18 protein-coding genes and 3 tRNA genes are annotated in these 21,493 nt (G+C 69.1%); 10 read left to right on the top strand and 11 right to left on the bottom strand.

All coding sequences use genetic code 11. The annotated features are described in order from the left end of the window. Nucleotides 1-163: 163 nt before the first annotated feature. The 3 genes from hrpA to QQM39_RS23535 all read left to right on the top strand — a co-directional run bounded on the left by hrpA (nt 164) and on the right by QQM39_RS23535 (nt 5,054). On the top strand, nt 164-4,108 hold the full coding sequence (gene hrpA / locus QQM39_RS23545) for an ATP-dependent RNA helicase HrpA (protein ID WP_301999479.1): 3,945 nt from the start codon (nt 164-166) through the stop codon (nt 4,106-4,108). Nucleotides 4,109-4,202: 94 nt separating this feature from the next. Continuing rightward, nucleotides 4,203-4,277: transfer RNA gene (locus QQM39_RS23540), tRNA-Asp, on the top strand. Nucleotides 4,278-4,859: 582 nt separating this feature from the next. After that, nucleotides 4,860-5,054 (top strand): DUF6274 family protein, encoded by a 195-nt coding sequence (locus tag QQM39_RS23535; RefSeq protein ID WP_301999478.1) that lies wholly within the window; start codon nt 4,860-4,862, stop codon nt 5,052-5,054. A 491-nt stretch (nt 5,055-5,545) separates the two neighbouring features. Here the strand turns inward: QQM39_RS23535 and bldC are convergent, their stop codons facing one another. Continuing rightward, entirely contained in the window at nt 5,546-5,752 is a 207-nt protein-coding gene (gene bldC / locus QQM39_RS23530) for a developmental transcriptional regulator BldC (protein WP_003949541.1), read from the bottom strand. A 569-nt stretch (nt 5,753-6,321) separates the two neighbouring features. Beyond that, entirely contained in the window at nt 6,322-7,164 is an 843-nt protein-coding gene (locus QQM39_RS23525) for a hypothetical protein (RefSeq protein ID WP_301999477.1), read from the bottom strand. A 220-nt stretch (nt 7,165-7,384) separates the two neighbouring features. Between QQM39_RS23525 and QQM39_RS23520 the strand changes: the two genes are divergently transcribed. Further along, nucleotides 7,385-8,473, top strand: coding sequence for a Glu/Leu/Phe/Val dehydrogenase dimerization domain-containing protein (locus tag QQM39_RS23520; protein WP_301999476.1), 1,089 nt, complete (start codon nt 7,385-7,387; stop codon nt 8,471-8,473). Nucleotides 8,474-8,788: 315 nt separating this feature from the next. Beyond that, complete coding sequence (locus QQM39_RS23515; RefSeq protein ID WP_301999475.1) at nt 8,789-9,040, top strand: DUF3073 domain-containing protein; 252 nt, start codon at nt 8,789-8,791, stop codon at nt 9,038-9,040. Nucleotides 9,041-9,125: 85 nt separating this feature from the next. Here the strand turns inward: QQM39_RS23515 and purM are convergent, their stop codons facing one another. The 9 genes from purM to purS form a co-directional block, all read right to left on the bottom strand. After that, complete coding sequence (purM, locus tag QQM39_RS23510; protein WP_301999474.1) at nt 9,126-10,193, bottom strand: phosphoribosylformylglycinamidine cyclo-ligase; 1,068 nt, start codon at nt 10,191-10,193, stop codon at nt 9,126-9,128. A 45-nt stretch (nt 10,194-10,238) separates the two neighbouring features. Next, nucleotides 10,239-11,768, bottom strand: a complete 1,530-nt coding sequence (purF, locus tag QQM39_RS23505) for an amidophosphoribosyltransferase (protein WP_301999472.1) — start codon at nt 11,766-11,768, stop codon at nt 10,239-10,241. 61 nt (nt 11,769-11,829) lie between these two features. Beyond that, the gene (locus tag QQM39_RS23500) at nt 11,830-12,627 is read right to left on the bottom strand and encodes an META domain-containing protein (protein WP_301999470.1); all 798 of its coding nucleotides are present in this window, start codon (nt 12,625-12,627) and stop codon (nt 11,830-11,832) included. Between the two features lie 74 nt (nt 12,628-12,701). Continuing rightward, nucleotides 12,702-13,499 (bottom strand): maleylpyruvate isomerase family mycothiol-dependent enzyme, encoded by a 798-nt coding sequence (locus QQM39_RS23495; RefSeq protein ID WP_301999469.1) that lies wholly within the window; start codon nt 13,497-13,499, stop codon nt 12,702-12,704. Between the two features lie 391 nt (nt 13,500-13,890). Beyond that, a complete protein-coding gene (locus QQM39_RS23490; RefSeq protein WP_301999468.1) occupies nt 13,891-14,748 on the bottom strand; it encodes a M23 family metallopeptidase in 858 nt (285 codons plus the stop codon). A gap of 29 nt (nt 14,749-14,777) precedes the next feature. Continuing rightward, entirely contained in the window at nt 14,778-15,278 is a 501-nt protein-coding gene (locus tag QQM39_RS23485; protein WP_301999467.1) for a helix-turn-helix transcriptional regulator, read from the bottom strand. Between the two features lie 113 nt (nt 15,279-15,391). After that, the gene (purL, locus tag QQM39_RS23480) at nt 15,392-17,650 is read right to left on the bottom strand and encodes a phosphoribosylformylglycinamidine synthase subunit PurL (protein ID WP_301999465.1); all 2,259 of its coding nucleotides are present in this window, start codon (nt 17,648-17,650) and stop codon (nt 15,392-15,394) included. Further along, nucleotides 17,647-18,327 (bottom strand): phosphoribosylformylglycinamidine synthase subunit PurQ, encoded by a 681-nt coding sequence (gene purQ, locus QQM39_RS23475; RefSeq protein WP_301999463.1) that lies wholly within the window; start codon nt 18,325-18,327, stop codon nt 17,647-17,649. The genes purL and purQ overlap by 4 nt, the downstream gene beginning before the upstream one ends. Next, nucleotides 18,324-18,587: a phosphoribosylformylglycinamidine synthase subunit PurS gene (gene purS / locus QQM39_RS23470; protein WP_006133353.1), complete on the bottom strand. Its 264-nt coding sequence runs from the start codon at nt 18,585-18,587 to the stop codon at nt 18,324-18,326. The genes purQ and purS overlap by 4 nt, the downstream gene beginning before the upstream one ends. A 333-nt stretch (nt 18,588-18,920) precedes the next feature. On the opposite strand from purS, the gene QQM39_RS23465 reads away from it, so the two are divergent. From QQM39_RS23465 to QQM39_RS23445, 5 genes are all read left to right on the top strand, one after another. Beyond that, nucleotides 18,921-19,238, top strand: coding sequence for an Lsr2 family protein (locus QQM39_RS23465; protein WP_301999461.1), 318 nt, complete (start codon nt 18,921-18,923; stop codon nt 19,236-19,238). A 155-nt stretch (nt 19,239-19,393) separates the two neighbouring features. Continuing rightward, nucleotides 19,394-19,465, top strand: a tRNA-Gly gene (locus tag QQM39_RS23460). Nucleotides 19,466-19,545: 80 nt separating this feature from the next. After that, a tRNA-Gly gene (locus QQM39_RS23455) sits at nt 19,546-19,618 on the top strand. A gap of 130 nt (nt 19,619-19,748) precedes the next feature. Then, the gene (locus QQM39_RS23450) at nt 19,749-20,714 is read left to right on the top strand and encodes an ABC transporter ATP-binding protein (protein WP_301999460.1); all 966 of its coding nucleotides are present in this window, start codon (nt 19,749-19,751) and stop codon (nt 20,712-20,714) included. Further along, nucleotides 20,711-21,487 (top strand): ABC transporter permease, encoded by a 777-nt coding sequence (locus QQM39_RS23445; RefSeq protein WP_301999458.1) that lies wholly within the window; start codon nt 20,711-20,713, stop codon nt 21,485-21,487. The genes QQM39_RS23450 and QQM39_RS23445 overlap by 4 nt, the downstream gene beginning before the upstream one ends. The last annotated feature ends 6 nt before the right edge of the window (nt 21,488-21,493 follow it).

Raw genomic sequence — 21,493 nt, 5'->3', positions numbered from 1 at the left:
CTCATCACCGTGAAGGGCGTACTCCGGGAACGCGAGGTCGGCGCGTCGGCCTGGAAGGAGTAAGGAGGACGGCACCTGGGTGCCCGTCCACCTGACGCACGCGGGGGAGGCGGGCCCAAAAGGGCTCGCCCCTCTTTCCCCGGGATGAGATCCTGGATCGCGTATGTCTACGCACCCTGCCCCCGCCCTCGGCGCCCTCGCCCCCCGCCTGACCGAGCTCTCCCTGCGCGAAGCGCAGCGGCTGGGTCGGCGGCTCGAAGGTGCGCGCAAGATCCGTAAGCCGGAGGCGCGCGCCGCCGTGCTCGCCGAGATCGAGGCGGAGATCGCCAGGGGCGAGGAGCGTATCGCCACCCGGCGCGCCCGTGTGCCCGCCGTCACGTACCCCGAGCAGCTGCCGGTCAGCCAGAAGAAGAGCGACATCGCGGCCGCCATCCGCGACCACCAGGTGGTGATCGTCGCCGGTGAGACCGGGTCCGGCAAGACCACGCAGATCCCGAAGATCTGTCTCGAACTCGGGCGCGGCGTGCGCGGCATGATCGGGCACACGCAGCCCCGCCGTATCGCGGCCCGCACGGTCGCCGAGCGGGTGGCGGAGGAGCTGGACACGCCGCTCGGCGAGTCCGTCGGCTGGAAGGTCCGCTTCACCGACCAGGTGAACCCGGACGCCACCTTCATCAAGCTCATGACCGACGGCATCCTGCTCGCCGAGATCCAGACCGACCGCGAGCTGCGCGCCTACGACACGATCATCATCGACGAGGCCCATGAGCGGTCCCTCAACATCGACTTCCTGCTCGGCTATCTGGCGCAGCTGCTGCCGAAGCGGCCGGATCTGAAGGTCGTCATCACCTCGGCCACCATCGATCCCGAGCGGTTCTCCCGGCACTTCGGGGACGCCCCGATCATCGAGGTCAGCGGGCGGACGTATCCGGTGGAGGTGCGTTATCGCCCGCTCCTCGAGGAGGACGGTGACGATTCCGACCGCGACCAGATCACCGCGATCTGCGATGCGGTCGAGGAGCTTCAGGGGGAGGGCAAGGGCGACATCCTCGTCTTCCTCTCGGGTGAGAGGGAGATCCGGGACACGGCGGACGCGCTGGTCAAGAGGAACTACCGGTTCACCGAGGTTCTTCCCCTCTACGCCCGCCTCTCCCACGCGGAGCAGCATCGCGTCTTCCAGGCCCACACCGGCCGCAGGATCGTTCTGGCGACCAACGTCGCCGAGACCTCCCTCACCGTCCCGGGCATCAAGTACGTGATCGACCCCGGCTTCGCCCGGATCAGCCGGTACAGCCATCGCACCAAGGTGCAGCGGCTCCCCATCGAGCCGATCTCGCAGGCGAGCGCCAACCAGCGCAAGGGCCGCTGCGGCCGTACGTCGGACGGCATCTGCATCCGCCTGTACTCCGAGGACGACTTCCTCGCCCGCCCGGAGTTCACGGACGCGGAGATCCTGCGGACGAACCTCGCCTCCGTCATCCTGCAGATGACCGCGGCCGGCCTCGGCGACATCGAGAAGTTCCCGTTCATCGACCCGCCGGACCACCGCAACATCCGCGACGGCGTCCAGCTCCTGCAGGAGCTCGGCGCGCTGGACCCGACGCAGAAGGACGTACGCAAGCGGCTCACGGACAGCGGCCGCAAGCTCGCCCAGCTCCCCGTCGACCCGCGCCTGGCCCGCATGGTCCTGGAGGCCGACAAGAACGGCTGTGTCCGCGAGGTCATGGTCATAGCCGCCGCGCTCTCCATCCAGGATCCGCGCGAGCGCCCGGCCGACAAGCAGACCCAGGCCGACCAGCAGCACGCCCGCTTCAAGGACGAGACGAGCGACTTCCTCGCGTACCTCAACCTGTGGCGCTACATCCGCGAGCAGCAGAAGGAGCGGGGATCGAGCTCCTTCCGGCGCATGTGCAAGCAGGAGTACCTGAACTTCCTGCGCATCCGCGAGTGGCAGGACATCTACACGCAGCTCCGCACGGTCGCCAAGCAGATGGGCATCCACCTCAACGAGGACGACGCCCCCGCCGACCGCGTCCACGTCTCCCTCCTCGCCGGCCTCCTCTCCCACATCGGGATGAAGGACGTGAAGGAGGGCGCGAAGAACGAGTACCTCGGCGCCCGCAGCGCCAAGTTCGCGATCTTCCCGGGCTCGGCCCTCTTCAAGAAGCCCCCGCGCTTCGTGATGTCCGCCGAACTCGTCGAGACCTCCCGCCTCTGGGCCCGCGTCAACGCCAAGATCGAGCCCGAGTGGATCGAGCCGCTCGCCGAGCACCTGCTGAAGCGGACATACAGCGAACCGCACTGGGAGAAGGACCAGGCGGCCGTGATGGCGTACGAGAAGGTCACGCTGTACGGCGTCCCGATCATCGCCCAGCGCAAGGTGAACTACGGCCGTATCGACCCCGAGGTCAGCCGCGAGCTGTTCATCCGCAACGCCCTCGTCGAGGGCGACTGGCGCACCCACCACAAGTTCTTCGCCGACAACCGCAAACTCCTCAGCGAGGTCGAGGAGTTGGAGCATCGGGCGCGGCGCCGGGACATCGTCGTCGACGACGAGACGCTGTTCGACTTCTACGACGAGAAGGTCCCGGAACACGTCGTCTCCGGGGCCCACTTCGACTCCTGGTGGAAGCGCAAGCGGCACGAGCAGCCGGACTTCCTGGACTTCGAGCGCGAGATGCTCATCCGGGAGTCGGCCGAGGCGGTCACCAAGGCGGACTATCCGGACACCTGGCGGCAGGGAGCGCTGAAGTTCCGGGTGACGTACCAGTTCGAGCCGGGCGCGGACGCGGACGGCGTGACGGTCCATATCCCGCTCCAGGTCCTCAACCAGGTCACGGACGAGGGCTTCGACTGGCAGATCCCGGGCCTGCGCGAGGAGTTGGTGACGGAGCTGATCCGCTCGCTCCCCAAGCCGATCCGCCGCAACTACGTGCCGGCGCCGAACTTCGCGCAGCGGTTCCTCGACACGGCGGTGCCGTTGCAGGAGCCGCTGACGGTGACCATGGCGCGCGAACTGAAGCGCATGGTCGGGGTCCCGTTCACCGCGGACGACTTCGACTGGCCGAAGGTCCCGGACCACCTCCGTATCACCTTCCGGATCATCGACGAACGGCGCCGCAAGCTGGCGGAGGACAAGGACCTGGAGGCGCTGAAGCTGCGGCTGAAGCCGAAGGCGCGCAAGGCCCTCTCACAGGCCGCGGCGGCCACCGCCTCCCGCGAGGGCGGCGAGTCGCTGGAGCGCCAGGGCCTGACGGACTGGTCCATCGGCTCGCTCACCCGCGTCTTCGAGACCCGCCGCGCCGGCCAGCCGGTGAAGGCGTACCCGGCGCTGGTGGACGACGGCGACCTGGTCTCCGTACGCCTCTTCGACACGGAGGCGGAGCAGCAGCAGGCGATGTGGAAGGGCACGCGCCGGCTCATCCTCCGCAACATCCCGGTGAACCCGGCGAAATTCGCGAGCGACCGCCTGACGAACGCGCAGAAGCTGGCGCTGTCGGCGAACCCGCACGGCTCGATCCAGGCCCTCTTCGACGACTGCGCGATGGCGGCGGCGGACAAGCTGATCGGCGACTTCGGGGGGCCTGCGTGGGACGAGGAGTCGCACCGCAAGCTGTACGACAAGGTGCGCGCCGAGATCGTCGACACGACGGTCCGTACGGTGGCCCAAGTGCAGCAGGTCCTCGCCGCCTGGCAGGCCGCTGAGCGCCGTCTGAAGGCCGTACGGAGCCCTGCCCTACTGGCAAACCTCACGGACGTCCGTAAGCAGCTGGACGCCCTTGTGAAGCCCGGCTTCGTGACGGAGGCGGGGCTGCGGCGCATGCCGGATCTCGTGCGGTATCTGATCGCGGTGGACCGTCGGCTGCAGCAGATGCCGACGAACGTCCAGCGCGACACGACGCGCATGGAGAAGGTCCACGAGATGCAGGACGAGTACGTCTGGCTCCTGGAGCAGATGCCGCAGGGGCGCCCGGTCCCGCAGCAGGTGCTGGACGTCCGCTGGATGCTGGAGGAACTCCGCGTCAGCTATTTCGCCCACGCGCTCGGTACGGCGTATCCGATCTCCGACAAGCGGATCGTGAAGACGATCGACGCGCTGGCGCCGTAACAGGGCGTGCACGTTGGGTGAGTTCGACCAGGAGGCTCGCCCTCCTGTAGAGTCTCTTCTCGCAGCGCAACGCACGAATAGCGCAGCGAGACCTGGTCCTGTGGAGCAGTTTGGAGTGCTCGCCACCCTGTCAAGGTGGAGGCCGCGGGTTCAAATCCCGTCAGGACCGCAGCGATAGCGAGAGGCCCGCATCCCGACAAGGGGTGCGGGCCTTACTCATGCCCCACCCCCACCCCGCCAAGACGGAGGCCGCGCCCGCGGCGCAGCCGCAATCAGACGCAGCAAATCCCGTCAGGACCACAGCGACAGCGAGAAGCCCGCAGCCCGACAAGGGGTGCGGGCCTTACTCATGCCCCACCCCCACGCCCACCCCGCCAAGACGGAGGCCGCGCCCGCGGCGCAGCCGCAATCAGACGCAGCAAATCCCGTCAGGACCGCAGCGACAGCGAGAAGCCCGCATCCCGACAAGGGGTGCGGGCCTCACTCATCTCCGCGGGCAGGCCCTCTCGACGCCGGCCCAGGCATTCCAGCCCGTCCGGCGTTTGAGGACAAGGCCCGTTCAGGGCCGAAGCGGGGGTCTGGGGGCGGCAGCCCCCAGGGGACGGCAACCACAGCGCCGGGCACCCCCCACAGCACCGGGCGCACGCAACCCGGCGCCCTCAGCGGAGCGCCCGCCCACCTTGACGGAGTCACATTCGCTCGGTACCCAGAAGTCAGGGCACTTTCCCCGTGTGGCCCCTGGAGGTGGCGTATGCCGGCATCGGCTAGGCACGAAACGCGGGCGTTGCTCCGCGCACACCTGTCGGCCGCCTCGTCCTACCGGCATCTCACCCGCCACTGCCCGATCTGCCACCGCCTGCTGCGGCTGGCGACGGACTCCACACCGCGCACCCCCCAGGCGGCTCCGCGCGAGGTCAACGAGGACGAAACCGCTTCCACCGCGTGACCGCCCCGGACGTCAACTCCCGCGCCGCCGTGGGGAGCTGGAGCTCGCTCCTCCCCTTAGCGCACATAGTCCAGAGGCAACAAGCACCGCGCCATGTGACGGGTGTCACCGCATGAGTTTCCGGAAGCGCGGTACTTACACCTCACCTACACCTGGTCAATTTAATATGTGCAATTGCACCAGCTTCCGGGGATCGCCCCGCACAGTCCGAGGGACCCCCAGGGCGCGTCCACAGGAGATCCGACGCCCCTCCCCGGACTCCGACAAGCCCACCCACAGGACCACCGTCGGCACACGCTGCGCACACAAAAAAGATCGCGCTGGACCCGGCGGAGTCCAGCGCGATCTACGACGCACCCTTGTTACGTGCCTGCGAAGCTCTGATCGGCTCGGGCGTGGGCTCTGTTGGGGCAGAACCCGCGTCGCTTGGAGCTAGAGTTCGGGCGCCGCGGAAGTTGGGGAACCTCCGTTTTGCCCGGTTATGCGGTTGTTCAGGCCTCGCTGCGCTGCTGCGGGATGCCCGCGAGCAGAGCGCGGACCTCAGCCTCGCGGTAACGGCGGTGTCCGCCGAGCGTGCGGATGGACGTAAGCTTCCCGGCCTTCGCCCACCGCGTGACCGTCTTGGGGTCGACGCGGAACATCGTGGCGACCTCAGCCGGGGTCAGCAGCGGCTCGGCATCAGGGGTGCGAGCGGTCATGAGCGGCCTCCTCGGGAGAACCGAACCTTCTCGGTTCTTTCCTCTAAATTCTGCACCTTGACCCGCGTTGCCCGAAATGGCGGACGCGAGTCGAGTCGGTTATAGGACGAACGGCTTGTCCTCGGCACTACAACTACACCATCTGTCCAGCCGCGTCGGCCAAACCGATGGAATTGCCCTCCCAGGTGTTCATCAGCGACGGATGCCGATGGACCATGCCATAGCGGACAGTCACGCCACTGTGACGATCAGTCACAGTGGCACGCAGGAGTCTCAAGACCCCCCAAAGCGTGCAATGTCGAGAGAGAGCCCTCCCCGGACTCCTTGTCCTATTTTGGCACGAGGAGGGGTTAGGGATGCAAGGGCCGCGTACGTGCGGTCCGTCACGCTTGCGTGCGTTGACACACCCTTGATGCATACGCCCGGATCGGGACCTACGTCCGATGTTGACGAGGCATCAAGAACCCAGAGCGAGCACGAAACCCCAAATCGGGCGCCCCGTCAAACGCCAGTTCGTTACATAACCGAGTGTGCCAAGTCACACCGGACCGGCTCAGACCCCCGACCGCTCAGTTCGCCGACCGCCGGTCCCGCACCGCCCGCCACCGCTCCACGAGCCGCCCGTAGGCCTCCCCCGCGGCGCCCCCGTCGCCGTGCCGCAGCGCCTCGATGCCGTCGGCCACATCGGCCGCCGAGTGGTCGTCCTCCAGCTCGCCGGGCGGCAGGGTGTGCACCAGGCCGCCGTAGTCCAGCTCGACCAGCGAGCGCGGGTGGAACTCCTCCAGCCAGCGCCCGACGTCCACCAGGCCGTCGATGAGCGGCCCCTCGTCGATGGTGTCCTTGAGCGTCCTGAGGGCCCGCGCCACGCGCCGCCGCGCCTGCACCATGGGCGTGCGGTAGCGCAGCATCGGCGGGATCTCGCCCGAGCCCTTGTCGAAGCGCCGCTCCTCGTCCGACACCAGCACGAACCAGTGCAGCGGCACCTGCCAGGTCGAGGTGCGGATCCACGGCCGGGCGTCCGGATTGCGGGCCAGCCAGCGCTCGTAGTCCTGGGCCGCCTGGCGGCGTACGACCTCCGGCAGCGCCGCGTCCAGCACCGGCTTCGGCAGCTCCTCGGCCAGCTCCCCGAGCGCCTGCCAGCCGCGCAGCCGGGTGCGCCAGGGGCACACGCACACCACCCCGTCGACGTCCAGCACGAAGGCGTCGCTGCTCTCGTGCACCGGCACGGGGATCGGCGGGGTGGGCAGCAAGTCGGCCAGGGAGCGGCGCAGTTCGTCCTGGTACGAGGGCCGGTCGGGGCGGCGGGCGTAACGGTCCCAGTGGCCGCGCTCCGGCTCCGGGAAGGCGGCCAGCGGCTCGTAGACGCGCAGATAGGTCGCGTACGGGACGATCACCGAGGACACCTTGGGCACGCCTGCTCTCTCCCCCGCGGTCTGCCAGGAAAACCTGCGAAACCCGCTCACAAACGTGCGGGAAAACTATGCAAATCGTCGCACGGTTGTACTCCGCGAGTAGGTGATCCTGAGCACTGCGGGTTGGACGGGCTCTCACGGGTCTAATCTCATGCTCACAGCCCCCGCCACCCGTACGGGAGCTCGCTCCGATCGCCGCCAGTACTCAGGAGTCACCACAGTGACCGACGTAACACACGGCGTCCTGCACACCCTGTTCCACTCGGATCAGGGGGGTCATGAGCAAGTAGTGCTCTGCCAGGACCGCGCCAGCGGCCTCAAGGCCGTCATCGCCATCCACTCCACCGCTCTGGGCCCCGCCCTCGGCGGTACGCGCTTCTACCCGTACGCGACCGAGGAAGAGGCCGTCGCCGACGCGCTGAACCTCGCGCGCGGGATGTCGTACAAGAACGCCATGGCCGGTCTCGACCACGGCGGCGGCAAGGCCGTGATCATCGGTGATCCGGACCGGATCAAGTCCGAGGAGCTGCTGCTGGCCTACGGCCGGTTCGTGGCTTCGCTGGGCGGTCGGTACGTCACCGCGTGCGACGTCGGTACGTACGTCGCCGACATGGACGTCGTGGCGCGCGAGTGCCCCTGGACGACCGGACGCTCCCCGGAGAACGGCGGCGCGGGCGACTCCTCCGTGCTCACCGCCTTCGGCGTCTACCAGGGCATGCGGGCCTCCGCCCAGCACCTGTGGGGCGACCCCTCCCTGCGTGGCCGCAAGGTCGGCATCGCGGGCGTCGGCAAGGTCGGTCACCACCTGGTGGAGCACCTGCGGGCGGAGGGCGCCGAGGTCTTCATCACGGACGTCCGCGAGGAGGCCGTGGGCCGGATCCTCGCGGCCCATCCGACGGGCGTGACGGCCGTCGCCGACACCGCGACCCTGATCCGCGTGGAGGGCCTCGACATCTACGCCCCCTGCGCGCTCGGCGGGGCCCTGAACGACGACACCGTGCCGGTGCTGACCGCCACGGTGGTGTGCGGTGCGGCCAACAACCAGCTCGCCCACCCGGGCGTCGAGAAGGACCTCGCCGACCGCGGGATCCTCTACGCGCCCGACTACGTGGTGAACGCCGGCGGCGTCATCCAGGTCGCCGACGAGCTGCACGGCTTCGACTTCGAGCGGTGCAAGGCGAAGGCGGCGAAGATCTACGACACCACGCTGGCCATATTCGCACGTGCGAAGACGGATGGGATTCCGCCGGCCGCCGCGGCCGACCGGATCGCCGAGCAGCGGATGGCGGAGGCACGCGGAGCGCACTGAGCCGTCCGGGCAGGTCGACCGAAGCCGTTAACACGGGTTTGCCCGGTACCCGCCGGTGGGCAGTTGGAGAGAACTCTCACTCTTACCGGCGGGTCGACCGCCAATAAGTGGTTAAAATCGCGGTTGACCAGCGAGGACAGGGCGCCTCGAAGGTCCTGTGCACACGCCTGTGCTGCGGGCGACGTACCGTATGGGCGCGGGCTCAGGTACCGTGGAAGCCCTACGGACCGGCCTCTCCACGGAGAGTCCGTTCCGGATCATGAACGCGTGTCAGACTCTGGGGCCGTCGAGCCCCGTCGTTGAGGGGGTCGAGCCATGGGGCGCGGCCGGGCCAAGGCCAAGCAGACGAAGGTCGCCCGCCAGCTGAAGTACAACAGCGGTGGGACAGACCTCTCACGCCTGGCCGAGGAGCTGGGCGCATCGACGTCGAACCAGTCGCCGAACGGCGATCGTTTCGAGGACGATGAGCAGGACGACGACGACCTGTACTCGAAGTACGCCGACCTCTATGAGGACGACGACGACGATCAGGACGAGGACCCCTCGGAGCAGCGTCGCGGCGCTTGACTTTGCATTGAGCACTCACCCGGTCGGTGACCTCGGTCACCGACCGGGTTCTGTGCTGCCTGCAGGGGAGCAGCCGGCGGCGTGCTTAATTTGAATACGTACCCACGAGGGCCGCGCCCGTCTCGTGGTCGCCCCTGTCCGTGATCTCGCCCGCGACCCAGGCGTCCACGCCTCGGTCGGCCAGCGTCGCCAGGGCCACGTCCGCGGACTCCTCGGGCACGATCGCGATCATGCCGACGCCCATGTTCAGGGTCTTCTCCAGCTCCAGGCGCTCGACCTGACCCGTCTTGCCGACGAGGTCGAAGATCGGGGCCGGGGTCCAGGTGGTGCGGTCGACGATCGCGTGCAGGGTGTCCGGGATCACCCGGGCCAGGTTGGCGGCCAGACCGCCACCCGTGACGTGGCTGTACGCGTGTACGTCCGTGGTGCGGGTAAGGGCGAGGCAGTCCAGCGAGTAGATCTTCGTCGGCTCCAGCAGCTCCTTGCCGAGGGTGCGGCCGAGTTCGTCGATCTGTGCGTCCAGGGCCAGACCGGCCTGGTTCAGCAGCACGTGCCGGACGAGCGAGTACCCGTTCGAGTGAAGACCGGACGCCGCCATGGCGATCACCGCGTCACCCTTACGAATGCGATCCGGGCCCAGCAGCCGGTCGGCCTCCACGACGCCCGTACCGGCGCCGGCGACGTCGAAGTCGTCCTCGCCCAGCAGACCGGGGTGCTCGGCCGTCTCGCCGCCGACCAGGGCGCAGCCGGCGAGCACACAGCCCTCGGCGATGCCCTTGACGATGGCGGCGACGCGCTCGGGGTGGACCTTGCCGACGCAGATGTAGTCGGTCATGAACAGCGGCTCGGCACCGCACACCACGATGTCGTCCATGACCATGGCGACCAGGTCGTGGCCGATGGTGTCGTAGACGCCCATCTGGCGGGCGACGTCGACCTTCGTGCCGACGCCGTCCGTGGCGGAGGCGAGGAGGGGACGCTCGTAGCGCTTGAGGGCGGAGGCGTCGAAGAGGCCAGCGAAACCGCCGAGGCCGCCGAGGACCTCGGGGCGCTGGGTCTTCTTCACCCACTCCTTCATCAGCTCGACGGCGCGGTCGCCCGCTTCGATGTCGACGCCCGCGGCTGCGTAGCTGGCACCAGTTGTCTCAGACATGGCTAGTGAGAACCTTCGTGTCGTACGGCAGGTGTTACGGGGCCTCTACGGGCGGCGGATCGCGTCGGCGGCGGCCGTGGCGGCCGGGCCGGCGGCCAGCTCCGTCTCGAGGAGCTGCTTCCCGAGCAGTTCGGGGTCCGGGAGATCCATCGGGTACTCGCCGTCGAAGCAGGCACGGCAGAGGTTCGGCTTGGCGATGGTGGTCGCCTCGATCATGCCGTCGATCGAGATGTACGACAGCGAGTCGGCGCCGAGCGAGGTGCCGATCTCCTCGATGGTCATGCCGTTGGCGATGAGCTCGGCGCGGGTGGCGAAGTCGATGCCGAAGAAGCAGGGCCACTTCACGGGGGGCGAGGAGATCCGGATGTGGACCTCCGCCGCTCCCGCCTCGCGGAGCATGCGGACCAGGGCGCGCTGGGTGTTGCCGCGCACGATCGAGTCGTCGACGACGACCAGGCGCTTGCCCTTGATGACTTCCTTCAGCGGGTTCAGCTTCAGGCGGATGCCGAGCTGGCGGATGGTCTGCGAGGGCTGGATGAACGTACGTCCGACGTACGCGTTCTTCACCAGGCCCGCGCCGAACGGGATGCCGCTCGCCTCCGCGTAGCCGATGGCGGCCGGGGTGCCGGACTCCGGGGTCGCTATGACCAGGTCGGCCTCGACCGGGGCTTCCTTCGCGAGCTTGCGGCCCATCTCCACGCGGGAGAGGTAGACGTTCCGGCCGGCGATGTCGGTGTCCGGGCGGGCCAGGTACACGTACTCGAAGACACAGCCCTTGGGCTTCGCTTCCGCGAATCGGGAGGTGCGCAGGCCGTTCTCGTCGATGGCGATGAACTCGCCCGGCTCGACCTCACGGACGTAGCTGGCGCCGCAGATGTCGAGGGCCGCGGACTCGGAGGCGACGACCCAGCCGCGCTCCAGGCGGCCGAGGACCAGCGGGCGGATGCCCTGCGGGTCACGGGCGGCGTAAAGGGTGTGCTCGTCCATGAAGACGAGGGAGAAGGCGCCCTTGACCTGCGGGAGGACCTGGTGGGCGGCCTCCTCGATGGTCAGCGGGTTGCCGTCCTCGTCGACCTGGGCCGCGAGCAGCGCGGTGAGCAGGTCGGTGTCGTTGGTGGCCGCCACGCGCGGAGTGCGGCCGCCCTCCTGCTTGGGCAGGTCGGCGACCATCTCGGCGAGCTGGGCCGTGTTGACCAGGTTGCCGTTGTGGCCGAGCGCGATGGAGCCGTGCGCGGTGGCGCGGAAGGTCGGCTGGGCGTTCTCCCACACGGAGGCGCCGGTGGTCGAGTAGCGGGCGTGTCCGACCGCGATGTGACCCTGGAGCGAACCGAGCGAGGTCTCGTCGAAGACCTGGGAGACCAGGCCCATGTCCTTGAAGACGAGGATCTGGGAGCCGTTGCTGACCGCGATTCCCGCGGATTCCTGGCCCCGATGCTGGAGGGCGTAGAGCCCGAAGTACGTGAGCTTTGCGACCTCTTCGCCCGGAGCCCAGACACCGAAGACGCCACACGCGTCCTGGGGGCCTTTCTCGCCGGGAAGTAGATCGTGATTGAGTCGACCGTCACCACGTGGCACGCCACCGAGTGTAGGCGAGATCGACCACTGGTCCGAATTGGGGATACGCGCCTGTAAAGGATCACTCGGCGGCGGCCGCGTTGACGTGTTCGCCGTTTTCGCTGGTCAGGCTGAGGTTGCGGTGATCGAGTTCGTACTTCACCGTGCCATCGAAGAGGGCCAGGAGGGTCTTCTCCGTTTTCATGAGTGAGGTGTCGCACATCATTCGGGTGGTGGACGCGGTGCCCAGCGTGATACGGCCGTCGCTGACCGTCGCCTTCGCCCTCACCTTGTTGCAGCCGAGGCTGCCGCTGACCTGTCCGGTTTTCGCGTCGAAGGTGAGGTGGGCCTTGCCGTCGGTGTCCGGGCTGGTGATGTTCCACTTCGTGCCCTTGAGCGGGGCGGCCTCCTCCTTGGTGAGGGCGACGCGGTCGCCGTCCGCCGTGGTGAGGGTGAGCTTGTCGCCGTCGACCTCGGTGGTGAGGTCGCCGGCGGAGAGGGTGCGGGCGAGGGTCTGCTCGAAGTTCGCGGGAACGTCGTCGCAGGCCATCTCGGTCGACTGCATCTTGTCGAAGGTGACGTGGCTGTCGGCGAAGGCGGCGTCGGCGCCGAAGTTGTTGCAGCCGAGGTTGCCCTTGACCTCGCCGCCGTCGGCGATGCGCAGGTAGGCGTTGCTCGGGGCGGCGCTCTTCTTGCCGTCGACGGTCACGGCGTCGACCGCCCAGTAGGCGCCGGTGACGGAGGCCGAGGCCCCGGCACCGACCGAGTCACTTCCCGCGTCCTCGCTGCCGCAGGCGGCGGCGAGCGGAAGGAGGGCCAGCGCGGTGAGGGCGGCGGCCAGTCGCTGCTTGTCCTTGCCAAGGGTGCCGAGTGTGTTCATGCCGGTGGGACGGGAGGGACACGGGACTGGTTCCGCGCGATTCCGCTTGGGGGCGGGCTGGTGATGTCCGGCGGTCAGCTCAGGAGCGGCAGCAACCCGCCCAGGTCGGCCCGCTCCCCGCTCGCGCTCACCTTCGCCTCCGCCACCGCCTCCTGCCACGCCACCCGCCCGGTCGCGAGCCGGATCCAGGTCAGCGGGTCGGTCTCGACGACGTTGGGCGGGGTGCCCCGGGTGTGCCTCGGCCCCTCGACGCACTGCACCACGGCGTACGGCGGGATCCGCACCTCGGTCGAGCCGCCGGGCGCCCGCGCGGCGAGGGCGTCGGCGAGGAGGCGGGTGCAGGCGGCGAGGGCCTGACGGTCGTACGGGATGTCGAGGCCGGGGACGGCGGCGTTCAGGTCGTCGGTGTGGACGACGAGTTCGACGGTGCGGGTGACCAGGTAGTCGGCGAGGGTCATGGCGCCGGTGCGGGCGGCGAGGAGCCGGGCGCCGGGGGCGTCCGCCAGCTTCAGCGTGAGGCGTTCCTCGGTGCGGGCGTACAGGGCGTCGAGGTCGGGGTTGGCGGCGGCGAGGTCGCGGGTGCCGTCAGCGATGTCGCCGGCGCGGGCGGCGGTGGCGAAGGGCCAGTCCAGGAGGGTGAGCTCCGCCTTGGCGGGCTCGTCGCGGTCGAGGTTGCGGCTGACGGTCTCCACGGCCATGGTCACGTGTGCGGCCAGGTCCCGTACGGTCCAGTCGCCCAGCCGGGTGGGCAGCGCGAGTTGCTCGGGGGTCAGGGTGCGTACGGCCTGACGTACGTTCCCGAACTGGGCGAGGACCGCCGTGCGGATCTTGGCGGGGTCGTAGGTGCGGGCGCGCTTCTTGGCGGGCGGCATAGGGGCAGCCTATGCGGGCTACGATGCCGTCGCGGGCCCTGTCTGCCTCTACTGGCGAGGGCCTGCGGGCATCGCGGCGCACTCCGATGAGTTCGGCGACGGTGTCCAGTCGGCGGGCGGCACGGTCCTCGGCTGCCCAGCGATCAGCGGACAGTGATCGTGTAGAGGTAGTAGGTGGGGTTGCCGGTGTCGTCCGGGGTGGCTGTCTCAGCTGCCGTCGTGACCGGCACGGCGCTCCCCGGGGGGCTCGCCGTCACCTCGGCCGCGCTGTGGTGGTCGACGTCCCAGCGCTGCCTGTCCGTACGGGCAGTACAGCAGCTTCACCGTGGTCCTGCCGGGCGCCACCGCGGCGCCCGGCGCAGCGGCCTCGATGTTGATCGTCCCGTACGGATCAGTCCCCAGCCGGGTGAGCAGCCCATGCGGGCTGCGAGTCCGCCGTGGGCACCTCGAACGCCTCCTGGTTGCGCGGGACGCCGATGCCGCGCCAGGTGAAGGGGATGCCGCGGGCGCTGTCCGGGTCGGGGCCGTCCATCAGCTGGAAGTGGAGGTGGGGCTCGGTGGAGTTGCCGGAGTTTCCGCAGCGGGCCAGCGGCCGGCCGGCGGTCACCCGGTCGCCCTCGCGGACGGTGAGCGAGCCGCGCCGCAGGTGGGCGTAGAGCGCGTAGGTGCCGTCGCCGAGGTCGAGGATGACGTGGTTGCCGACGATCCGCTTGACCCCGAGCAGGTCGCGCACGGACCCCTCCACGAGCATCAGGTACAGCAGGGCGGGCAGCGAGGTGCGGCTCAGGTGGTCGCGCTGCCCGTCTGAGGCCCGTACGACGGTGGCGTCGGCGACCGCGAGAAGCGGGGCCCCGAAGGCGGGGAAGGCGCTGTTGCGGCGGGCGATCGGCCAGAGCGAGCGGAAACCGGGGCGGGCGCCGGGCTCGGGCTCGGCGACGACGTCGATGGCGAACGTCTGGCCGTACGCGTGCGTGCCGTGGCTCGGCGTGCGGTCGGCCGGGCTGTTCAGCGCGGTCCAGCGGCCGGTGACGGGCGGGGCGACCTCGACGGGCTCCCGGGCCGCGCGCGGGCTGTCCGGGGTGCCGCCCCACCGGTTGGCCACGATGACGAGGGCGTAGGCCAGGACGATCGGCAGGAAGTTCCACCACCACGGATACCCGAGGTCCAGTGAGAAGTGCGCGATCACCAGGCCGAGGAAGGCCAGTTGCAGCCCTCGGTAGGTGAGGGTGACCAGTTTGCGTGCGGACATCGTTCCCCCTTGCTCATGTCTTCTTCGCGTCACGGCCGGGCTGTCGACAGCGCCACCAGCAGCGGTACGACCCGCCCCGGCGGTACCTCGTAGCGGCCCCGGCCCGTCGTGTGCAGCCAGCCCGCGCCGGTCAGTTGGCGCAGGTGGTGGTAGATCTGGCCGGTCGTGCCGACCTCGTCCAGCTCGGCGAGTTCGGCCGCCGTGCGCCGGCCGCCGATGACCTCGCGCAGCAGCCGCAGCCGCACCGGATGCCCGAGCGCCGCGAACGACTCGGCGGACTCGGTCCAGTCGTCGTCCAGCAGCCCTTCGGTCAGCGCCCCGTGCTGCCACTCGTACTGCTCCCCGGTCGGCAGCCGCACGGCGCCGGTGAACAGCACCCCTCCATCGGCCGCCTTCAGCTGGGCCAACTGCTCCTTGAACCCCTGCAGGGCCCAGAAGTCGCCCTCACCGAGGCGGGGAGCGGTGTGCTGCGCGTTCTCCAGCGCCGCCAGCCGTCGCTCCAGGTCGGCGACGCGTTGCTCAAGTTCCACGCCCCGATATTACGGAACTACGTAATTACGTGCAACCAGAAGTCGGCGCACAGGTCAGCGCACGACGAAGCCCCCGCCCGGCGGACCGGACGGGGGCTTCGGGGGTACGGAACTCAGGCGAGCAGCGCCGGGATGGTCTCCTCGTGGGCCTTCCGCAGCTCCTCCAGGCTGAGCGCGAACTCGCCCTGGAGGTCGACGGAGTCGCCGTCCACGACACCGATACGGGTGGCCGGCAGGCCCCGCGCACCGCACATGTCGTTGAAGCGGACCTCCTCGGAGCGCGGCACGGCGACGATCGCGCGTCCCGCCGACTCGGAGAAGAGGAAGGTGAAGGCGTCCAGACCGTCCGGGACGACCAGACGCGCGCCCTTGCCGCCGAGCAGGGCCGACTCTACGACCGCCTGGATGAGGCCGCCGTCGGACAGGTCGTGCGCGGAGTCGATCATGCCGTCGCGGGAGGCGGAGATCAGGATCTCGGCGAGCAGGCGCTCGCGCTCCAGGTCCACCTGCGGGGGCAGACCGCCCAGGTGGTCGTGGACGACCTGCGACCAGGCAGAGCCGCTGAACTCCTCACGCGTGTCGCCGAGGAGGTACAGCAGCTGGCCCTCCTCCTGGAAAGCGACCGGCGTGCGCCGGGCCACGTCGTCGATGACGCCGAGGACCGCGACCACCGGGGTCGGGTGGATGGCGACCTCGCCGGTCTGGTTGTAGAGCGAGACGTTGCCGCCGGTCACCGGGGTGCCCAACTGCTGGCAGGCGTCCGCCAGTCCGCGTACCGCCTCCGCGAACTGCCACATGACCGCCGGGTCCTCGGGCGAGCCGAAGTTCAGGCAGTCGGAGACCGCGAGCGGCTTGGCACCGGTCGTGGCGACGTTGCGGTACGCCTCCGCGAGGGCCAGCTGGGCGCCGTGGTACGGGTCCAGCTTCGCGTACCGGCCGTTGCCGTCCGTCGCGATGGCGACGCCGAGGCCGGTCTCCTCGTCGATGCGGATCATGCCGGAGTCCTCGGGCTGGGCGAGGACGGTGTTGCCCTGCACGAAGTGGTCGTACTGGGACGTGACCCACTTCTTGGAGGCCTGGTTCGGGGACGCGACCAGCTTCAGGACCTGGTCCTTCAGCTCCTGCGACGTCTGCGGGCGCGGCAGCTTGTTCGCGTCGTCCGCCTGCAGCTCGTCCTGCCAGGACGGGCGGGCGTACGGGCGCTCGTAGACCGGGCCCTCGTGCGCCACCGTGCGCGGGTCGACGTCGACGATCTTGCCGCCGTGCCAGTAGATCTCCAGGCGGTCGCCTTCGGTCACCTCACCGATAACAGTGGCGATGACGTCCCACTTCTCGCAGATCTCCAGGAACCGGTCGACCTTCCCCGGCTCCACGACCGCGCACATGCGTTCCTGCGACTCGCTCATGAGGATTTCCTCGGGCGAGAGGGTCGAGTCACGCAGCGGTACGTCGTCCAGGGTCACGCGCATGCCGCCGGAGCCGTTCGAGGCCAGCTCGGACGTGGCGCAGGACAGGCCCGCCGCACCCAGGTCCTGGATGCCGACGACCAGCTTCTCCTTGAAGGCCTCCAGGGTGCACTCGATGAGCAGCTTCTCCTGGAAGGGGTCGCCGACCTGGACCGCCGGGCGCTTGGAGGGCTTGGCGTCGTCGAAGGTCTCGGACGCGAGGATCGAGGCACCACCGATGCCGTCACCACCCGTACGAGCCCCGTACAGGATGACCTTGTTGCCCGCGCCGGACGCCTTCGCCAGGTGGATGTCCTCGTGCCGCATCACACCGATGGCACCGGCGTTGACCAGCGGGTTGCCCTGGTAGCAAGCGTCGAAGACGACCTCGCCGCCGATATTCGGGAGGCCGAGGCAGTTGCCGTAACCGCCGATGCCGGCGACGACACCGGGGAGGACGCGCTTGGTGTCCGGGTGGTCGGCCGCACCGAACCGCAGCGGGTCGACCACGGCGACCGGCCGCGCGCCCATCGCGATGATGTCGCGCACGATGCCGCCGACACCCGTGGCCGCGCCCTGGTAGGGCTCGACGTACGACGGGTGGTTGTGCGACTCGACCTTGAAGGTGACCGCGTAACCCTGGCCGACGTCGACGACGCCCGCGTTCTCGCCGATGCCGACGAGCAGGGCGTCGGACTGCGGGGCCTTCTCACCGAACTGGCGCAGGTGCACCTTCGACGACTTGTACGAGCAGTGCTCGGACCACATGACGGAGTACATGGCCAGCTCGGCACCGGTGGGCCGACGGCCGAGGATCTCCACGACCCTCTCGTACTCGTCCTTCTTCAGACCGAGTTCGGCCCAGGGCAGCTCGACGTCGGGGGTCGCGGCCGCGTGCTCGACCGTGTCCAGAGGCGTCCGGCTCATGCGTTGACCAGCTTCTTGAGGATCGAGGTGAAGAAGGGGAGGCCGTCGGTGCGGCCGGTGCCGATGAGCGGCTCCACGGCGTGCTCCGGGTGCGGCATCAGGCCTACGACGTTGCCGGCCTCGTTGGTGATGCCGGCGATGTCGTTGAGCGAGCCGTTCGGGTTGAAGTCGAGGTAGCGGAAGGCGACGCGGCCCTCGGCCTCCAGCTTGTCCAGCGTGTACGGGTCGGCGACGTACCGGCCGTCCATGTTCTTCAGCGGGATGTGGATCTCCTGGCCGGCGCTGTAGTCGCTGGTCCAGGAGGTCTCCGCGTTCTCCACCCGCAGCTTCTGGTCACGGCAGATGAAGTGCAGGTGGTCGTTGCCGAGCATCCCGCCCGGGAGGAGGTGGGCCTCGGTGAGGATCTGGAAGCCGTTGCAGATGCCGAGGACCGGCAGACCGGCCTTCGCCTGCTCGATGACCGTGTCCATCACCGGCGAGAAGCGGGCGATGGCTCCGGCGCGCAGATAGTCGCCGTAGGAGAAACCGCCGCACAGAACCACCGCGTCGACCTGCTTGAGGTCCTTGTCCTTGTGCCACAGGGCGACCGGTTCGGCACCAGCGAGCCGGATCGCACGTTGCGTGTCCCGGTCGTCGAGAGAGCCCGGGAAAGTGACGACGCCAATACGAGCGGTCACTTCGCGGCCTCCGCGACTTCCTCGACCCGGACGGTGAAGTCCTCGATGACGGTGTTGGCGAGGAAGGATTCCGCAAGATCGTGGATGCGGGCGAGCGCGGCCTCGTCGACCGGCCCGTCAACTTCCAGTTCGAAACGCTTTCCCTGACGTACGTCCGAGATGCCTTCGAAACCCAGCCGCGGCAGTGCGCGCTGCACCGCCTGGCCCTGGGGGTCGAGGATCTCCGGCTTGAGCATGACGTCGACTACGACGCGTGCCACGTGCACTCCCGGTGGTGTGGTGCTGAGCAGGTTCCTGCAGTGGTTTCAGACTACCTGCACAAAATTTCTACGCGCGTCGACTTGTAGGAAGCTACGTGATGGCAGTCACGATCCGGAAGCACCGGCCTCCATCGACGAAAAGTTCCGGAAAAGATCCCGGATCGACACCCGATACCTATTGCGCCCGCCCGTCTCCCACCACCACCCTCAATCGAAGTCGCTTCGCTCCCTCTTGATTTTTGACACGCGGGAGGATTAAGTCGAACTTCACAATGCATTGTCGGGCACGGTACAAATGAATTGTCAACGTGCCGTACGAAGGGACCGATATTCGTGGCGCAGAAGGTCGTGGTCACTCTCTTTGACGACATCGACGGCTCGGAAGCGGCGGAAACGATCGCCTTCGGACTCGACGGCAAGTCGTACGAGATCGACCTGAATGAAGCCAATGCCAAGAAACTGCGTAAGGCGCTCGCGCCGTACGTGGAGGCCGGCCGCAAGCGGTCGAAGTCAGGCAAGACGTACAAGCAGACCGAGGTCGCTCCGGACCCGGCGGCCGTACGGGCCTGGGCCCAGGCCAACAAGATGGAGGTACCGGCCCGCGGCCGGATCCCCAAGAAGGTCTACGAGGCGTTCGCCTCGGCGCAGTGAGGCGGCCCGAGGGCTGCCCTCAGGGTCCGTCAGCGGGCCTTGAGGGCGGCCGACTTGGGCCGGTGCGACAACCGACTTGCGCTACCCCCCTGCTGATCAGCTAATGTCTGGAGCACGCCGCCGGGCGGGGCAGAAAAGCCCAGCTCGCCGAGCATGCGGGTGTAGTTCAGTAGTAGAACATCCCCCTTCCAGGGGGAAGGCGCAGTGTGCAATTCCTGTCACCCGCTCTGCACCGCCGGTCCGACCACCGATGTGGATCAGGTAGGCTGGTGCTCGCACCGATCGGTGAGAGCCGGTCGGGGGCAATGCGGACGTAGCTCAGTTGGTAGAGCGCAACCTTGCCAAGGTTGAGGTCGCGAGTTCGAGCCTCGTCGTCCGCTCGGGAATGAGACCCCGGTCCAATGGACCGGGGTCTTTCTTGTATCCGCGGCCGGTCCGCCTGACATTTGTCATGCGGAGTGGTGACAGCGCGCACTGCTGCCGGGCTCCCGTTGCCGGGACGCTGATGTCATGAACATCGACGAACACGAACACGTGATTGAGGTCACTGACCTGCGGCGTGTGTACGGGGGCGGGTTCGAGGCAGTGCGCGGAATCTCGTTCTCCGTGGACCGCGGCGAGGTCTTCGCGCTGCTCGGCACCAACGGTGCGGGCAAGACGTCGACCGTGGAATTGCTGGAAGGGCTCGCCCGGCCGGCCGGGGGGCGGGTCCGGGTGCTCGGGCACGACCCCTACACCGAGCGGGCCGTCGTACGGCCGCGGACCGGGGTGATGCTGCAGGAGGGCGGGTTTCCGTCCGAGCTGACCGTCGCCGAGACCGCGCGGATGTGGGCGGGGTGTGTGAGCGGGGGCCGGCCCGAGGGTGAGGTACTGGAGCTCGTCGGGCTCGCGGGAAAGGCCGGGGTACGCGTCAAGCAGTTGTCCGGGGGTGAGCGGCGGCGCCTGGATCTGGCGCTCGCGCTGCTCGGGGATCCCGAGGTGCTGTTCCTGGACGAGCCGACGACCGGCCTCGACGCCGAAGGGCGCCGGGACACCTGGGAGTTGGTGCGCGGGCTGCGTGACGCCGGTACGACCGTGCTGCTGACCACGCACTACCTGGAGGAGGCCGAGGGCCTCGCCGATCGGCTGGCGATCCTGCACGAGGGGCGCATCGCGGCCGCGGGGGCACCGGCCGAGGTGACCGCGACCCAGCCGTCGCGGATCACCTTCGAGCTGCCCGAGGGCTACTTCCTGGGCGACCTGCCGCCGCTCGCCGAGCTGGGGGTGAGCGGGCACGAGGTCGACGGGCGGGTCGTACGGCTGCGGACCCGTCAGCTGCAGCGGGCGGCGACCCGGCTGCTGGTGTGGGCCGAGGGGGCCGGGGTGGAGCTGCGGCGGCTGGATGTGCGGTCGGCCTCGCTGGAGGAGGCGTTCCTGGGCATCGCGCGGGAGGCGTCCGGCGCGGCGGAGAAGACGGCGAAGGAGTACGCGGCATGAACGGTACGGTCACCACCCCGGCGGGCCGGATGACGGCACTGGCCCGCGCCGAGCTGACGCTGCTCGGGCGCAGCAGGGGGACACTCGTCGCCGCCCTGTTCGTGCCGCTGGTTCTGCCGTTCAGCGTGTGGTCCGCGACCAAGGACATGGACCTCGAGGAGTCCGGGCTCACCCCCGGCACCGTCGTCCTGCCGGCCGCGGTCGGATTCTCGCTGCTCTTCGCGGTGTACGGGGCGCTCGTCGGCGTCTTCACCGCCCGGCGCGAGGAACTCGTCCTCAAGCGGCTGCGCACCGGTGAGCTGCGGGACACGGAGATACTCGCCGGGTCCGCGCTGCCGGCCGTCGCCACGGGCCTCGTGCAGTCCCTCCTCCTGGCGGTCGGCTGCGCGGTCCTCCTCGACCTGCCCGCGCCCCGCGCCCCTTATCTCGCCGTGATCGCGCTGCCGTTGGGCCTCGTGCTGTGCGCCTCCCTCGCGGCGGTCACCTCGGCGTTCACCCGCACCACCGAGAGCGCCCAGGTTACCACGCTGCCCGTGATGATGGTCTCGATGCTCGGCTCCGGCATGGCCGTCCCGCTCGAGGTCCTGCCCGACCGGGTGGCGTCGGTGTGCGAACTGCTGCCGCTGACCCCGGTGATCACGCTCGTGCGGGGCGGCTGGACCGGGGACCTGTCGGCGTACGAGGCCGTGGGTGCCGTACTCACCGCGCTGGCCTGGACGGTCCTGGGCGTGTTTGCTGTACGGCGGTGGTTCCGCTGGGAACCCAGGCGCTGACGTACG

Origin of the sequence: Streptomyces sp. DT2A-34 (assembly GCF_030499515.1) — a bacterium.
Lineage (GTDB): Bacteria > Actinomycetota > Actinomycetes > Streptomycetales > Streptomycetaceae > Streptomyces.
Note: the sequence above shows the minus strand (reverse complement) of the source record. Positions and strands in the feature narration are given on the sequence as shown.

What these genes read in the sequence shown, in the direction of transcription:
- purM (WP_301999474.1), bottom strand. Translation starts at nt 10,193, where the DNA reads ATGTCTGAGACAACTGGTGCCAGCTACGCAGCCGCGGGCGTCGACATC.
- QQM39_RS23515 (WP_301999475.1), top strand. Translation starts at nt 8,789, where the DNA reads ATGGGGCGCGGCCGGGCCAAGGCCAAGCAGACGAAGGTCGCCCGCCAG.
- QQM39_RS23450 (WP_301999460.1), top strand. Translation starts at nt 19,749, where the DNA reads ATGAACATCGACGAACACGAACACGTGATTGAGGTCACTGACCTGCGG.
- hrpA (WP_301999479.1), top strand. Translation starts at nt 164, where the DNA reads ATGTCTACGCACCCTGCCCCCGCCCTCGGCGCCCTCGCCCCCCGCCTG.
- QQM39_RS23535 (WP_301999478.1), top strand. Translation starts at nt 4,860, where the DNA reads ATGCCGGCATCGGCTAGGCACGAAACGCGGGCGTTGCTCCGCGCACAC.
- QQM39_RS23495 (WP_301999469.1), bottom strand. Translation starts at nt 13,499, where the DNA reads ATGCCGCCCGCCAAGAAGCGCGCCCGCACCTACGACCCCGCCAAGATC.
- purL (WP_301999465.1), bottom strand. Translation starts at nt 17,650, where the DNA reads ATGAGCCGGACGCCTCTGGACACGGTCGAGCACGCGGCCGCGACCCCC.
- QQM39_RS23445 (WP_301999458.1), top strand. Translation starts at nt 20,711, where the DNA reads ATGAACGGTACGGTCACCACCCCGGCGGGCCGGATGACGGCACTGGCC.
- QQM39_RS23500 (WP_301999470.1), bottom strand. Translation starts at nt 12,627, where the DNA reads ATGAACACACTCGGCACCCTTGGCAAGGACAAGCAGCGACTGGCCGCC.
- bldC (WP_003949541.1), bottom strand. Translation starts at nt 5,752, where the DNA reads ATGACCGCTCGCACCCCTGATGCCGAGCCGCTGCTGACCCCGGCTGAG.
- QQM39_RS23490 (WP_301999468.1), bottom strand. Translation starts at nt 14,748, where the DNA reads ATGTCCGCACGCAAACTGGTCACCCTCACCTACCGAGGGCTGCAACTG.